Genomic DNA, 14,012 nt, shown 5'->3' on the forward strand with positions numbered 1-14,012 from the left:
GATGAGCGAGAACAAAACGGTTCGTTTGATCATTACGCGCCAAGATCGTCCGGATTCTGCGCCGTATGAAGAAGAGTTTGTGATTCCGTATCGCCCGAACATGAACGTCATCTCGGCGCTCATGGAGATCCGCCGCAATCCGGTCAACGCCAAAGGGGAAAAAACGACGCCGGTCGCTTGGGAAATGAACTGTTTGGAAGAAGTGTGCGGAGCCTGTTCGATGGTGATTAACGGCAAGCCGCGCCAGGCGTGCGCCGCGCTCATTGACAAGCTCGAGCAGCCGATCCGTCTTGAGCCGATGCGCACGTTCCCGGTCATCCGCGATTTGGTCATCGATCGAAGCCGGATGTTTGATGCGTTGAAGCGAGTGAAAGCTTGGATTCCGATCGACGGAACGTACGACTTGGGTCCGGGGCCGCGCATGCCGGAGCGGAAGCGGCAATGGGCGTACGAGCTGTCAAAATGCATGACGTGCGGCGTCTGCCTCGAAGCGTGTCCGAACGTCAACAGCAAGTCGAACTTTATTGGCCCGGCTCCGCTGTCGCAAGTGCGGCTCTTTAACGCCCATCCGACCGGGGCGATGCATAAAGCGGAACGGTTGCGGGCGATTATGGGCGACGGCGGACTGGCCAACTGCGGCAACTCGCAAAACTGCGTGCAATCGTGCCCGAAAGGCATTCCGTTGACGACATCGATTGCGGCGTTAAACCGCGAAACGACGATTCAAATGTTCCGCGATTTCTTTGGCAGCGACGAAGTGTAGCGGCGGAATCAAAATCCCCTTCATTCGAAATAGACATGAGGGGGATTTTTTTGTTTTGCTGGACAAGCGGAAGCTAACCGTCTCCGGCGAACCGAAAGATGAAGAAAAAAGACCCATTTTTCTATTAGATAAGCAAATTTTCGTCACCGCCGTTCTTGCTCTCACATACGATATGGCGAGGAAATACCCATCCGGCAGTTCGGGCCCATTGAGAGCAAGGAGGGTTACAACCGTTGAAGGACAAATCGTTTCAATCGAAGCCGCTTTTGACAAAAAGAGAAAAAGAAGTCTTCGAATTGCTCGTGCAAGACAAGACGACGAAAGAGATCGCCAAAGAGCTGTTTATCAGCGAGAAAACAGTTCGCAACCATATTTCGAATGCGATGCAAAAGCTTGGGGTCAAGGGGCGCTCGCAAGCTGTCATCGAATTGCTTCGAATGGGCGAACTTGAACTATAAACGATGCCGGCTTTCCTTGTTGGACAGCCGGCTGTTATGTTCCCTTGCGGCCGGACGAGGCTTGGCGCCCGTCCGGCCTTCGTCCGCGGCAGCCGCCGCATTTTTTATGTTGATTATCTTTGCCGGTGTTGTAAAATGAAAAGTAAGAATAGCTGTCGACGCAAGCCGCCGTTTGAGGCTGGCCGCGGAAACGATCAAGGAGAGATGGTATGCCGTCTGCGATGAATGAAAGAACGGTTGCTGAGTTAGAAAAATTGCTTCGCTATATCGCCGCCAATTTGAAACAGCGCGGCCGTGAAATTTTAACCAACTATCCGATCACGCCCCCGCAGTTTGTCGCTTTGCAATGGCTGCTTGAAGAAGGGGACTTGACGGTCGGCGAGTTATCGAACAAAATGTATTTGGCGTGCAGCACAACGACCGACTTGGTCGACCGCATGGAGCGGAATGGACTTGTCGCCAGAGTCCGCGACGAACACGACCGCCGCGTCGTCCGCATCCACTTGCTTGAAAAAGGGGAGCGCATTATCGAAGAAGTGATTGAGAAACGCCAGCGCGATCTAGCCAGTGTGCTGGAAAGCTTTTCAGACGAGGAAATCGTCGTCTTTGAGCGTTGTTTGCGCAAATTGCATCAAGAAATGACGAAAGAATGAGGCGATCACTTGGAAAGAGCAATTGGTGTCATTGACTCAGGAGTCGGCGGTTTGACCGTCGCCAAAGAAATTATGAGGCAGCTGCCGAAAGAACAAATTATTTACTTAGGAGACACCGCGCGTTGCCCATACGGGCCGCGGCCGGTGGAAGAAGTCCGTCGATTTACGTGGCAAATGATCGATTACTTGCGGCAATATCCGTTGAAAATGCTTGTTATCGCCTGCAACACCGCCACGGCGGTCGCGCTTGACGATGTGCGAGCGAAGCTGGACATTCCTGTGCTTGGCGTCATTCATCCCGGCGCTCGCGCCGCCCTGAAAGCGACCAGGCACGGGCACATCGGCGTCATCGGCACGATTGGCACGATCCGAAGCCGGGCGTATGAAAAGGCGCTTCAATCGATCAATCCGCGCGTCCAAGTCGAGAGTTTGGCCTGTCCGAAGTTCGTTCCGCTGGTGGAAAGCGGCGACTTTGAAGGGCAGGAGGCGATGGCGATCGTCGCCGAATCGCTCGCTCCGCTCCGCCCGCTGCCGATCGATGTGCTGATTTTAGGCTGCACGCATTATCCGTTGCTCGCGCCGCTCATTCGCACGTATATGGGCAAACGCGTGAAGCTCATTTGCTCAGGCGGTGAGACAGCTCGTGAAGTGAGCGCGATTTTGCATCACAGCCAGCTCCTTTACACCGGTGAGCGCGAACCGGAGCATTTGTTTTTCACGACTGGGCCGAAAGAGCTGTTTGAAAAGATTTCCGGGAAGTGGTTTGGCAAGCCGATCGGCACGGTTGAGGCGATTCGGCTGTAAGCAAAAATCCTTTAGCGTCCATGCGCTAAAGGATTTTTTTATTCTATTTTGGCAAACGGCTCGTATACATAGTAGTACAAACTACGAGTAGGAGGGAACGTCAATGAATCGGACGACTCACATATGGGCGGCGCCGCTGCTCGCCTCGCTGTTGTTGCTTGGCGGTTGCGGCTTGTTTGGGCGAGATGAGGCGGTGAAGGAGATCGATCCGCCGCAAGAGACGAGTTATGTCAAAGACGGCCAAGCGCTTCAGGAAACGACGGAAAGCCAAAAGGAAGGAAAAGAGAAAGCGAAGGCCACCGAGACGGTGAAAAGAGAGCTGTATTTAATTGACAAAAACGGCTTTGTCGTGCCGCAAACAGTAGAATTGCCGAAAACGCAGGCCGTGGCGAAACAAGTACTCGAATATTTGGTTGAAGACGGACCTGTGTCAGAAATGTTGCCGAACGGCTTCCGCGCCGTCATTCCGGCAGGCACAACGGTGCTTGGTACAAAATTAGAAAAAGATGGAACATTGATCGCCGACTTTTCACCGGAGTTTAAAAACTATAAGCCGGAGGACGAAAAACGAATTTTGCAGGCGATTACGTGGACATTGACGCAATTTGACAATATCAAGCGCGTCAAAATCCGCATCAACGGCTACGATCAAAACGTGATGCCGGTCAATAAAACACCGATTCAAGACGGGGTGAGCCGCGCCGATGGCATCAATATGGAAGCGAGCGGTGTGCCAGACATTACGAATACGCATCCGGTCACCGTTTATTTTGTCGCCCAACAAGGGAACAACACATACTATGTGCCGGTGACGCGGCGTGTGTCCAACAAGGAGAAAGATGATATTGCCGCGGCCGTCAACGAACTGATTCAAGGGCCGGAACAAGGAAGCGGGCTTGTCGGTGTCTTTCAGCCGGACGCGAAGCTTGTCGATGCCCCGAAATATGAGGATGGCAAAGTGACGCTCAACTTTAACGAAGGCATTTATGGCAGCAACAAGAAAAACGTCATTTCCGACGTCGTGTTGAATTCCCTCGTTTTGTCGCTCACTGAGCAAAAGGGAGTCGAAAGCGTGGCGATTACAGTCAACGGAAAAGCCAATCTCGTTACAGAGGATGGCAAGCCGCTCACCAAGCCGGTTGCCCGGCCGCAAAACGTCAATACCGGAACGTTTTAACATAGTTCCGAAAGAAGTCTTCCACTTCGAAGGCGGAGTGAAAGTGGGAGATGAATTTTCGGTTGGTGATAGCCAACCAATCGGAGATCATATATGGTTAGAACGGACGCCTTCGCAACGAAGGGAAGCGAAAGGGTTTTGGTGTGTGGCTTGCCGTTCAACGAACACATACAAGCTGCTTGAAGCCTGCCCCTCTCCGCCAAGCGCAGGTGGCGGGCGGTTCGCCTGGTTGACGCTTGGCAAGCTGGAAACGAATAGGCTGTTATGGTATAACAAAGAGGTGGAACAATTCCGCCTCTTTCTTTTTTCAGCCGGGCGGTATGCAACGTGTCAGCGTATGGAGATGAATGGAAGATGGAAAAGGAGGATCCAGCTGATGAGAATGGACGGACGAAGCAACCGCGAGCTGCGCCCTGTACATATACACCCGCATTATATGAAACACGCGGAAGGCTCAGTGCTCATTGAAATCGGTGATACGAAAGTCATTTGCACGGCGACGGTCGAAGAGAAAGTGCCGTCGTTTATGCGCGGCGGCGGCAAAGGATGGATTACGGCCGAATATGGGATGCTGCCGCGGGCGACAGAGCAGCGGAATGCGAGGGAGGCGAGCAAAGGGAAAGTTTCAGGGCGGACGATGGAAATTCAGCGCTTGATCGGCCGCGCGCTTCGCTCGGTGGTGGATCTCGAGCGGCTGGGCGAGCGGACCGTTTGGATTGATTGCGATGTCATTCAGGCGGATGGCGGAACGCGGACGGCGTCAATCACTGGTGCGTATGTCGCGCTCGTGTTGGCGCTTGCGAAACTGGTCGAAGAAGGGAGGCTCGAGACGCTTCCGGTTCGCGATTTCCTTGCCGCGACATCGGTCGGCATCGATCCGGAACATGGGGTCGTTCTCGATTTGAATTACATCGAGGATGCGCGGGCGAAAGTCGATATGAACGTCGTCATGACGGGAAGCGGTCAATTCGTCGAAATTCAGGGGACTGGAGAGGAAGCGTCTTTTTCGCGCGCCGAGCTTGACGAATTGTTGGAAGCGGCGCAAGCGGGAATCATACAGCTCATTGCGCTTCAGCGCCGCGCGTTGGGTGAGTGGGCAGCGCAGATCGGTGGCGGGCAGAACGAAGCGTACAGAGAGGGAGAGGGAGAGTGAAGGAGATCGTCATTGCGACCAAAAACGCCGGCAAAGCGCGCGAATTCGCCGCTTTGTTCGCCAAGCGAGGCATCCGCGTGAAATCGCTGCTTGATTTTCCAGACGTCCCGGATATCGAAGAAACGGGGAACACCTTTGCAGAAAATGCAGTGCTCAAAGCAGAAACAGCGTCGCGGTGTCTAAAGCGGCCGGTGATCGCTGATGATTCCGGGCTCGTGGTCGATGCGCTCGGCGGCCGGCCGGGCGTCCATTCGGCCCGTTACGCCGGCGAAGATAAAAACGATGCACGCAACATAGCCAAGTTGCTTCGCGAGCTTGACGGAGTGCCAATGGGGCGGCGCACAGCCCGCTTTCATTGCGCGCTCGCGGTCGCAATCCCAGGGCGGCCTACCGCCGTCGTTGAAGCGACATGCGATGGTTATATCGCCGAAGCGCCGCGGGGGGAAGGCGGCTTCGGTTATGATCCGATTTTTTATCTTCCAGAACGAGGAAAAACAATGGCGGAGCTCGCGCCGGAGGAAAAAAATCAAATTAGCCATCGCGCCAAGGCGCTGGCGAAGCTCGATGAGCAGTGGGAGGAGATCGTCGGTGGAAAGGGGCGGACGGAATGAAGGCGGTCATTGTGAGCGACAGCCATGGGTTGACGGCCGAACTTCGCCGCATTGTTGAACGCCATCGCCATGAAGCGGATTTGTTTATCCATTGCGGCGACTCGGAGCTGGAGGTGGGGGCAGACGAGATCGCCCCATTTGCCGTCGTGCGCGGCAATTGCGATTTCGCCGCGTTTCCTGCCGAGCGCATCGAAGAGGTAGGCGGCGTTCGGTTTTTTGTCACCCACGGCCATTTATATGGGGTGAAAACGTCGCTTTTGCGTTTATCCTATCGCGCGCAAGAAACAGGGGCACATGTCATTTGTTTCGGCCACTCGCATTTGGCCGGTGCTGAACAAATCGATGGGTTGCTGTTCATCAATCCCGGCAGCATCGCCTTGCCCCGGGGAAGAAAAGAAAAAACGTACGCGGTGCTGACGGTCGACAGCGGACGGGCGCACGTCCAGTTTTATGAAGTGGATGGGCAGCCTATTCTCAAAATGGAACGAACGTTTTCTATCTAAGCCGGCAAAACCGCCGGCTTTTTCACGGTAAGCAAGGCCGCTTCAATAGGTTCGCTTTCAAAATGGAAGTGTCATATAGCGTGTTTGGAAAGGGGGCCCGTGTTTGGGCCGCCTTTTTTCGTTTTGGGGAGATGAAGTGGAAAAAGGCGCATCGTTTTGATTCGCCATTTTCATGTCCGAGTGAGAAGCGAACGTTGCTTACGGATCTGATCTTTTCTATCAGAAAAATGAGCGCGCCTTGAGCCCGTTATGTTCATATCGAATGAGGAGCGAACTGCGCTCAAGGGCGTTTTCTATGAGACGGCAAAGAAAGAAAAAATTTTTTTATATCGGCAAAACCTTGATTCTATCACAATGTAAGCGCATTCAAATAGTTTGACCAATCCGAATTTTCAAAAAACGTTATTGACGGCGCAAAGGTTTCGGATTATTATAATTTTCAAATAAGAGAAACGACTCAACACGATGATCGAGCCGTTCAAAGCAACTGCTGACTGATCAAGGAAGAGGGGAACCGAAGTGGGCGAACAATGGATCTTTTTAAACGGGGAATTTGTCACGAAAGAAAACGCCAAAATTTCTGTGTATGACCATGGGTTTTTGTACGGCGATGGAGTGTTTGAGGGCATCCGCGTCTACAGCGGCAACGTATTTCGTCTTGAAGAGCATATCGATCGGCTGTACAATTCAGCGAAATCGATTTTGCTTGACATTCCATATACAAAGGACGAAATGATTGGCCACGTGCTCGAAACGATCCGCCGCAACGGCTATCAAGATGCGTACATTCGCTTAGTCGTCTCGCGCGGGGTTGGCGATTTAGGGCTGGATCCGTACAAATGCAAAACGCCGCAGGTCGTCATTATCGTCGAACCGCTCGCACTCTTTCCAAAACATTTATATGAAACCGGCATCGAAGTGGTGACAGTGGCGACGCGCCGCAACCGCTCCGATGTGTTGAGTCCGAAAGTCAAATCGCTCAACTATTTAAACAACGTGCTGGTCAAAATTGAGGCCCATTTGGCGAATGTGAGCGAAGCGCTCATCTTAAACGATCAAGGTTATGTCGCGGAAGGTTCGGGAGACAATGTGTTCATCATCAAAAACGGCGTCATTTATACGCCGCCTGGGTATGTTGGGGCGCTTGAAGGCATCACGCGCCAAGCGATCATCGAAATCGCCGGGGATCTCGGCTATACGGTGAAAGAGGAGCCGTTCACCCGCCATGATGTGTATGTCGCGGATGAAGTGTTTTTGACAGGGACGGCGGCCGAAGTCATTTCCGTCATTAAAGTCGACGGCCGGACGATCGGCGACGGGGCGCCGGGTCCGCATACAAAGCGGTTGCTTGAAGAGTTCCGCCGCCGCGTGGTCGTCGAAGGAGTGAAAGTGTATCCGACGAACGCCAATGTCGGTTGATCGTCCATGACAAGTGGATAGCGAAAAAGCGTTGACGAGGATAAGTAGTCAGCGGGGCCAACATCCACAGAGAGCCGGGGGAGCTGCGAACCGGTGATGTTGCCGCTTGATGAACTCACCTCTGAGCGCCAGCCTGAACGCCGGACGGTTAGTAGGGCTGGACGAGTGAAGACGCGCGCTTCACTCGTTACCAAAATGAGCGGCCGGTTTTGACTGGCCGCTCCTGAGGCGGCCGTCATGGCCGTGAAGAAGGGTGGTACCGCGGAAAGGAAACCTTTTCGCCCCTTTGGCTGGAAAATACCAGCCATCGTGGGCGAAAAGGTTTTTTATATGCATGACAAACAACGGGGAGGATGGATGATGGCAAAAATGAAGGTCGAGGAACAGGAAAAGGCGAAGACGAAAACGAGAATGAACGGATCATTGATGTTGATTGAGGCGCTGAAAGCGGAGCGGGTGGAAGTCATTTTCGGCTATCCGGGCGGGGCGGTGCTCCCGCTGTATGATGAGCTGTATAAGGCGGGAGTGTTTCACGTGTTGACTCGTCATGAGCAGGGGGCGATTCATGCAGCGGAAGGATACGCGCGCATTTCGGGGAAACCGGGGGTCGTCATCGCCACTTCCGGCCCGGGGGCGACCAACCTCGTCACCGGATTGACCGATGCGATGATGGATTCGTTGCCGCTCGTCGTCTTTACCGGGCAAGTGGCGACAAGCGTCATCGGCTCGGACGCGTTTCAAGAGGCGGACGTCGTCGGCATTACGATGCCAATCACCAAGCACAACTACCAAGTGCGCGACATCAGCGAGTTGCCAAGGATCATCAAAGAGGCGTTTCACATTGCGACGACCGGGCGGCCGGGGCCGGTGTTGATCGACATTCCAAAAGACATTACGACGGCCGAAGGGGAGTTTGATTATGATCAAGACGTTCATTTGCCTGGCTATCAGCCGACGACGCAGCCGAACCATTGGCAAATCCGTCGGCTTGTCGAGGCGGTCAGCCAATCAAAGCGGCCGGTCATTTTAGCCGGCGCCGGCGTCTTGCACGCCAATGCGGCTGACGAATTGCGGCAATACGCCGAGCAGCAAAACATTCCGGTCGTCCATACGCTTCTTGGCCTTGGCGGCTTCCCGGCCGACCATCCGCTTTTCCTCGGCATGGCCGGCATGCATGGTACGTATACGGCGAATATGGCGCTGTACGAATGCGATTTGCTCATCAACATCGGCGCCCGATTCGATGACCGGGTCACCGGCAATTTAAAGGATTTTGCGCCAAAGGCGACGGTCGCCCATATTGACATCGACCCGGCGGAGATCGGCAAAAACGTGCCGACGAAGATTCCGATCGTCAGCGATGCGAAAGCCGCCTTGCAAGAGCTGATCGCCCAGCAAGGCAAGTCGGCGGACACGGCGGCGTGGCTTGCGCAGCTTGATGAATGGAAGCGGCGCTTCCCGCTTCATTACGAACCGGAAGCCGGCGCGATCAAACCGCAAAAACTGATCGAGATGATCTATGAAATGACAAACGGCGAGGCGATCGTGACGACTGACGTCGGTCAGCATCAAATGTGGGCGGCGCAATATTACAAGTTCAACCGGCCGCATCGGTGGGTGACGTCCGGGGGGCTCGGCACGATGGGGTTCGGTCTTCCGGCGGCGATCGGCGCCCAGCTCGCCGACCGGAGCGCCACGGTCGTGTCGATCGTCGGCGACGGCGGCTTCCAAATGACGTTCCAAGAGCTGTCGGTCATTCAAGAATTGCAGCTGCCGATCAAAATCGTCATCGTCAACAATCAAGCGCTCGGCATGGTGCGGCAATGGCAGGAGCTGTTTTATGACAAACGGTACTCCCATTCGCTCATTCCGAACCAACCGGATTTCGTCAAGCTTGCCGAAGCGTACGGCATGCTGGGGCTGCGGGCGAAGACCGAGGCGGAAGCGGCCGACGTGTTAAAACAGGCGTTTGCCATCAACGGTCCGGTGCTGCTTGACTTTCATGTCCGCGCCGACGAGAACGTCTATCCGATGGTCGCGCCCGGCAAAGGGCTTCATCAAATGGTGGGGGTGAAAGCATGCGAAGAATCATCACAATGACCGTCAACAACCGCCCCGGCGTCTTAAACCGCATCACCGGGCTGTTTACGAAGCGGCATTACAACATCGAAAGCATCACCGTCGGCCATACGGAAATCGAGGGGATTTCGCGGATGACATTTGTCGTCAATGTCGACGACGAACGGACCGCGGAACAAATCATCAAGCAGCTGAACAAGCAGATCGACGTGTTGAAAGTCAATGACATCACCGACCAGGCGATCGTCGCCCGCGAGCTGGCGCTCATTAAAGTGTCTGCTCCGCCTTCGGTCCGCCAGGAAATTTACACGCTCATCGAGCCGTTCCGCGCCTCGATCGTCGACGTCAGCAAAGACAGCCTTGTCATTCAAGTGACCGGCGAGCCGGACAAAGTCGAGGCGCTGATTGAACTGCTGCGCCCATATGGCATCAAAGAAGTGGCGCGCACGGGAACGACCGCGTTTACCCGCGGGGCGCAAAAAGCGACGACGAATCAGAAAACGGCGTTCATTATTTAAATCTTGCTCGCCAACGCCAGCGCCAGCGCTTGTTCTTTCAACGCGCATCAAAAAACGGTGTTCATGATTTAACAGCTATCATAACAAAACCGTGCTGATCGCTTCATGGAACCGCCAAACAAGGGGCGGCCAAGCGTAGGGATGGTCAAACTACAGAACAAAGGAGAGGGTAATCATGGCAAAAGTCTACTATAACGGGGATGCAAACGAACAATACCTGCAAGGGAAAACGGTCGCGATCATCGGTTACGGCTCGCAAGGCCACGCTCATGCGCAAAACTTGCGCGACAGCGGCGTTCGCGTCATCGTCGGACTGCGGAAAGGAAAATCATGGGAGCAGGCAGAACAAGACGGATTTGAGGTGTATTCAGTCCGCGAAGCGGCGAAGCAGGCGGATCTCGTCATGGTGCTGCTGCCGGATGAGAAGCAGCCGGCCGTGTACAAAGAGGAAATCGAGCCGGCGCTCGAGCCGGGCAACGCGCTTGTATTCGCGCACGGCTTTAACATCCATTTCAGCCAAATCGTCCCGCCGAATCATGTTGACGTCTTCTTGGTTGCGCCGAAAGGCCCAGGCCATCTCGTGCGGCGCACGTATGCCGAAGGAGCGGGCGTGCCGGCGCTCATCGCTGTCTATCAGGATGTGACCGGACACGCCAAAGAAACGGCGCTCGCCTACGCGAAGGCGATTGGCGCCACTCGGGCTGGAGTGCTGGAGACGACGTTCAAAGAAGAAACGGAAACGGACTTGTTCGGGGAACAAGCGGTGCTTTGCGGCGGGCTGACTGCGCTCATTAAAGCGGGGTTTGAGACGCTTGTTGAAGCCGGGTATCAACCGGAAGTCGCGTATTTTGAATGTTTGCACGAAATGAAGCTGATCGTCGACCTCTTGTATGAGGGCGGGTTGTCGTGGATGCGGTATTCGATTTCTGATACGGCGCAATGGGGAGATTTCATCACGGGCCCACGCATCATTAATGACGCGGTGAAAGCAGAAATGAAAAAGGTGCTCGATGACATTCAAACCGGCAAATTCGCGAAGAGCTGGATTTTGGAAAACCAAGCGAACCGTCCGGAGTTCAACGCCATCAACCGGCGTGAAAACGAGCATTTGATCGAAATCGTCGGACGCGAACTGCGAAGCATGATGCCGTTTGTGAAAGCAAAACAAGTGGAGGCGGTGGTGCCAGGTGCGAAACATTAAGTTTTTTGATACCACATTGCGTGACGGGGAACAATCCGCTGGCGTGAATTTGAATTTGCAAGAAAAATTAGAAATTGCCCGCCAGCTTGAACGGCTGCGGGTGGACATCATCGAGGCGGGCTTCCCCGCCTCATCCAAAGGGGATTTTGAGGCGGTCAAACAAATCGCGGAAACGGTGAGAACATGCTCGGTCACCGGGTTGTCGCGCTCGGTTCGAAGCGACATCGATGCGGCATGGGAGGCGTTAAAGGGCGGCGCAGAGCCGCGGCTCCACCTATTCATCGCCACCTCGCCGATCCATATGGTGCATAAATTGCGGATGACGCCGGAACAAGTGATTGAGACGGCAGTGGAAGCGGTGAAATACGCCAAACGCTTTTTCCCGATCGTCCAATGGTCGGCGGAAGACGCGTGCCGGAGCGAGTTGCCGTTTTTGGCGAGAATCGTCGCCGAGGTCATTAAAGCGGGCGCCTCGGTGATCAACATTCCCGATACGGTCGGCTATATTACGCCGAAAGAATACGGGGAGATTTTCCTCTATTTACGAAACAATGTTCCGAATATTGAAAATGTTTCGCTCTCCGCTCATTGTCATGATGACTTGGGCATGGCGGTGGTGAATTCGCTGTCAGCCATTGAACACGGGGCGACGCAAGTCGAGTGTACGATCAACGGCATCGGCGAGCGGGCCGGCAATGCGGCGCTCGAGGAAATCGCCGTCGCTCTTCACATCCGCAAAGACTACTATCAGGTGGAAACGCGCCTCAATTTGCAGGAAATTAAGCGCACAAGCAATCTTGTCAGCAAGCTGACTGGGATGGTCGTTCCGCCGAACAAAGCGGTGGTCGGCAAAAACGCGTTTGCGCATGAATCGGGCATCCATCAAGACGGCGTCTTAAAAGAAAAAACGACATACGAAATCATTTCTCCGGAGCTTGTCGGCGTGCCGTCAAACTCGATGGTGCTCGGCAAACATTCCGGCCGCCATGCGCTCCGCAATCGGGTCGAGGAGCTCGGCTACACGTTGTCCGACGAAGAAATCAATCAGCTGTTTGTCCGCTTTAAAGAATTGGCCGACAAAAAGAAGGACATTACCGACGACGATTTAATCGCGTTGATTTTCGAAGAGAAGTTCGACCACTTCAAAGATTTTTATCAATTGTCTTCCATTCAAGTGCAATACGGGACGAATCAAATTCCGACGGCGGTTGTTGTGCTGAAAGACGGGAAGGGGAACGAAATCCAAGAAGCGGCGACCGGCGCCGGCAGCGTCGAGGCGCTGTACAATACATTGGAACGTTGTTTCCAAACGCCGGTGATGCTGCTTGACTATCGGATTGAATCGGTCGGCGGCGGCCGCGATGCATTGGCGCAAGTGTTTGTCAAAGTGCGCGCCCATGACATCGAGACGAGCGGGCGCGGCACCGCGCAAGACGTGTTGGAAGCATCTGCAAAAGCGTACATCAACGCCATCAACCGTGTGTTTATGATCGAAGCGATGCGCGGTGAAAACGAGAAAGTAACAACACCATAAAATGGAGGGGTCAGCATGGGAAACTATCGGATTGCTGTCTTGCCAGGGGACGGCATCGGCCAAGAAGTGACGGCCGGAGCGGTAGAGGTATTGAAAGCGGTCGGGATTCGCTTTGGCCACGAATTTACGTTTGAATATGGATTGATTGGCGGAGCGGCGATCGATGAAACGGGGACGCCGCTCCCTGAGGAAACGCTTCGCCTTTGTCGGGAAAGCGATGCGGTGCTTCTCGGGGCGGTCGGCGGTCCGAAGTGGGATGACAACCCTCCGCATTTGCGCCCGGAAAGAGGATTGCTTGCCATTCGCAAGCAGCTTGACTTATATGCCAACTTGCGGCCAGTTGTTTGTTATGATCGTTTGGCTTCCGCTTCGCCGTTAAAACCGGATCTCGTGCAAGGAGTCGATTTTGTCATCGTCCGTGAGCTGACCGGCGGCATTTACTTCGGCCAGCCGAGCGGCCGCGTCGTCGAAAACGGCGAAGAAAAAGCAGTGGATACCTTGCTATATAAAAAGGAGGAAATCGAACGGATCGTCCGCATGGCGTTTATACTCGCACGCGGGCGGAAGAAAAAAGTGACGTCGGTCGACAAGGCGAACGTCCTCTCGTCAAGCCGTCTATGGCGGGAAGTGGCCGAGGAGGTGGCCAAACAATTCCCAGATGTCGAGCTTGAACATATGCTTGTCGACAATGCGGCCATGCAGCTCATCCGCGCGCCGAAGCAGTTTGACGTCATCGTCACGGAAAACATGTTTGGCGATATTTTAAGCGACGAAGCCTCCATGTTGTCCGGATCGCTCGGGATGCTGCCGTCAGCCAGCTTATCCGCTTCTGGTCCGAGCTTGTATGAGCCGGTGCACGGTTCAGCGCCGGATATCGCCGGCATGAACAAAGCCAATCCGATCGCGGCGATTTTGTCCGCTGCGATGATGCTTCGCCTGTCGTTCGGGCTTGCCACCGAGGCGGAAGCGATCGAACAGGCGGTGCATCAGGCGCTTGAGGCAGGTTTGCGCACTGCCGACTTGGCGCCAAGCGGCGTCCGCGTCGTATCAACGAACGAAATGGTCGAAGAAATCAAAACGGCGGTGCTGGATGATACAGCCATTGCGCAAATTATGACCGTTTATGCCTAAGACGTGCG

Annotated in this window: 14 protein-coding genes and 1 other annotated feature; all 14 genes read left to right on the forward strand. The window is 54.4% G+C overall.

What is annotated here, in order from left to right:
- Position 1: 1 nt before the first annotated feature.
- The 14 genes from sdhB (at position 2) to leuB (ending at position 14,004) form a co-directional block, all read left to right on the forward strand.
- Positions 2-763 carry a succinate dehydrogenase iron-sulfur subunit gene (sdhB, locus tag N685_RS0109625; RefSeq protein ID WP_011232145.1) on the forward strand — a complete coding sequence of 254 codons (762 nt, stop codon included), beginning with the start codon at positions 2-4 and terminating at the stop codon, positions 761-763.
- 233 nt (positions 764-996) lie between these two features.
- Positions 997-1,221: a helix-turn-helix domain-containing protein gene (locus N685_RS0109630; RefSeq protein ID WP_008881129.1), complete on the forward strand. Its 225-nt coding sequence runs from the start codon at positions 997-999 to the stop codon at positions 1,219-1,221.
- 209 nt (positions 1,222-1,430) lie between these two features.
- Positions 1,431-1,874 carry a MarR family winged helix-turn-helix transcriptional regulator gene (locus tag N685_RS0109635; protein WP_031407864.1) on the forward strand — a complete coding sequence of 148 codons (444 nt, stop codon included), beginning with the start codon at positions 1,431-1,433 and terminating at the stop codon, positions 1,872-1,874.
- A gap of 9 nt (positions 1,875-1,883) precedes the next feature.
- Positions 1,884-2,678, forward strand: a complete 795-nt coding sequence (gene racE, locus N685_RS0109640; protein ID WP_031407865.1) for a glutamate racemase — start codon at positions 1,884-1,886, stop codon at positions 2,676-2,678.
- Between the two features lie 103 nt (positions 2,679-2,781).
- Entirely contained in the window at positions 2,782-3,855 is a 1,074-nt protein-coding gene (locus N685_RS0109645; protein WP_031407867.1) for a GerMN domain-containing protein, read from the forward strand.
- A gap of 376 nt (positions 3,856-4,231) precedes the next feature.
- On the forward strand, positions 4,232-5,008 hold the full coding sequence (rph, locus tag N685_RS0109650; protein ID WP_031407869.1) for a ribonuclease PH: 777 nt from the start codon (positions 4,232-4,234) through the stop codon (positions 5,006-5,008).
- Positions 5,005-5,619 (forward strand): XTP/dITP diphosphatase, encoded by a 615-nt coding sequence (locus N685_RS0109655; protein ID WP_031407871.1) that lies wholly within the window; start codon positions 5,005-5,007, stop codon positions 5,617-5,619. The genes rph and N685_RS0109655 overlap by 4 nt, the downstream gene beginning before the upstream one ends.
- A complete protein-coding gene (locus tag N685_RS0109660; RefSeq protein WP_031407873.1) occupies positions 5,616-6,122 on the forward strand; it encodes a metallophosphoesterase family protein in 507 nt (168 codons plus the stop codon). Before N685_RS0109655 ends, N685_RS0109660 begins: the two co-directional genes overlap by 4 nt.
- A gap of 519 nt (positions 6,123-6,641) precedes the next feature.
- Positions 6,642-7,541, forward strand: a complete 900-nt coding sequence (gene ilvE / locus N685_RS0109665) for a branched-chain-amino-acid transaminase (RefSeq protein WP_031407874.1) — start codon at positions 6,642-6,644, stop codon at positions 7,539-7,541.
- Between the two features lie 22 nt (positions 7,542-7,563).
- Positions 7,564-7,830 (forward strand) — a binding site (T-box leader).
- A 71-nt stretch (positions 7,831-7,901) separates the two neighbouring features.
- On the forward strand, positions 7,902-9,641 hold the full coding sequence (gene ilvB / locus N685_RS0109670; protein ID WP_031407876.1) for an acetolactate synthase large subunit: 1,740 nt from the start codon (positions 7,902-7,904) through the stop codon (positions 9,639-9,641).
- Positions 9,620-10,138: an acetolactate synthase small subunit gene (gene ilvN / locus N685_RS0109675; RefSeq protein WP_031407878.1), complete on the forward strand. Its 519-nt coding sequence runs from the start codon at positions 9,620-9,622 to the stop codon at positions 10,136-10,138. The genes ilvB and ilvN overlap by 22 nt, the downstream gene beginning before the upstream one ends.
- A gap of 175 nt (positions 10,139-10,313) precedes the next feature.
- The gene (ilvC, locus tag N685_RS0109680; protein WP_031407880.1) at positions 10,314-11,339 is read left to right on the forward strand and encodes a ketol-acid reductoisomerase; all 1,026 of its coding nucleotides are present in this window, start codon (positions 10,314-10,316) and stop codon (positions 11,337-11,339) included.
- Positions 11,326-12,873, forward strand: coding sequence for a 2-isopropylmalate synthase (locus tag N685_RS0109685; RefSeq protein ID WP_031407881.1), 1,548 nt, complete (start codon positions 11,326-11,328; stop codon positions 12,871-12,873). The genes ilvC and N685_RS0109685 overlap by 14 nt, the downstream gene beginning before the upstream one ends.
- Positions 12,874-12,888: 15 nt before the next feature.
- Positions 12,889-14,004 (forward strand): 3-isopropylmalate dehydrogenase, encoded by a 1,116-nt coding sequence (gene leuB / locus N685_RS0109690; protein ID WP_031407883.1) that lies wholly within the window; start codon positions 12,889-12,891, stop codon positions 14,002-14,004.
- The last annotated feature ends 8 nt before the right edge of the window (positions 14,005-14,012 follow it).

Source organism: Geobacillus vulcani PSS1, from assembly GCF_000733845.1.
In the GTDB taxonomy this organism is placed as follows: Bacteria; Bacillota; Bacilli; order Bacillales; family Anoxybacillaceae; genus Geobacillus; species Geobacillus vulcani.

Coding starts and splice junctions, on each gene's coding strand:
- sdhB (WP_011232145.1), top strand. CDS start 2: ATGAGCGAGAACAAAACGGTTCGTTTGATCATTACGCGCCAAGATCGT.
- N685_RS0109635 (WP_031407864.1), top strand. CDS start 1,431: ATGCCGTCTGCGATGAATGAAAGAACGGTTGCTGAGTTAGAAAAATTG.
- N685_RS0109645 (WP_031407867.1), top strand. CDS start 2,782: ATGAATCGGACGACTCACATATGGGCGGCGCCGCTGCTCGCCTCGCTG.
- rph (WP_031407869.1), top strand. CDS start 4,232: ATGAGAATGGACGGACGAAGCAACCGCGAGCTGCGCCCTGTACATATA.
- N685_RS0109660 (WP_031407873.1), top strand. CDS start 5,616: ATGAAGGCGGTCATTGTGAGCGACAGCCATGGGTTGACGGCCGAACTT.
- ilvB (WP_031407876.1), top strand. CDS start 7,902: ATGGCAAAAATGAAGGTCGAGGAACAGGAAAAGGCGAAGACGAAAACG.
- ilvN (WP_031407878.1), top strand. CDS start 9,620: ATGCGAAGAATCATCACAATGACCGTCAACAACCGCCCCGGCGTCTTA.
- ilvC (WP_031407880.1), top strand. CDS start 10,314: ATGGCAAAAGTCTACTATAACGGGGATGCAAACGAACAATACCTGCAA.
- leuB (WP_031407883.1), top strand. CDS start 12,889: ATGGGAAACTATCGGATTGCTGTCTTGCCAGGGGACGGCATCGGCCAA.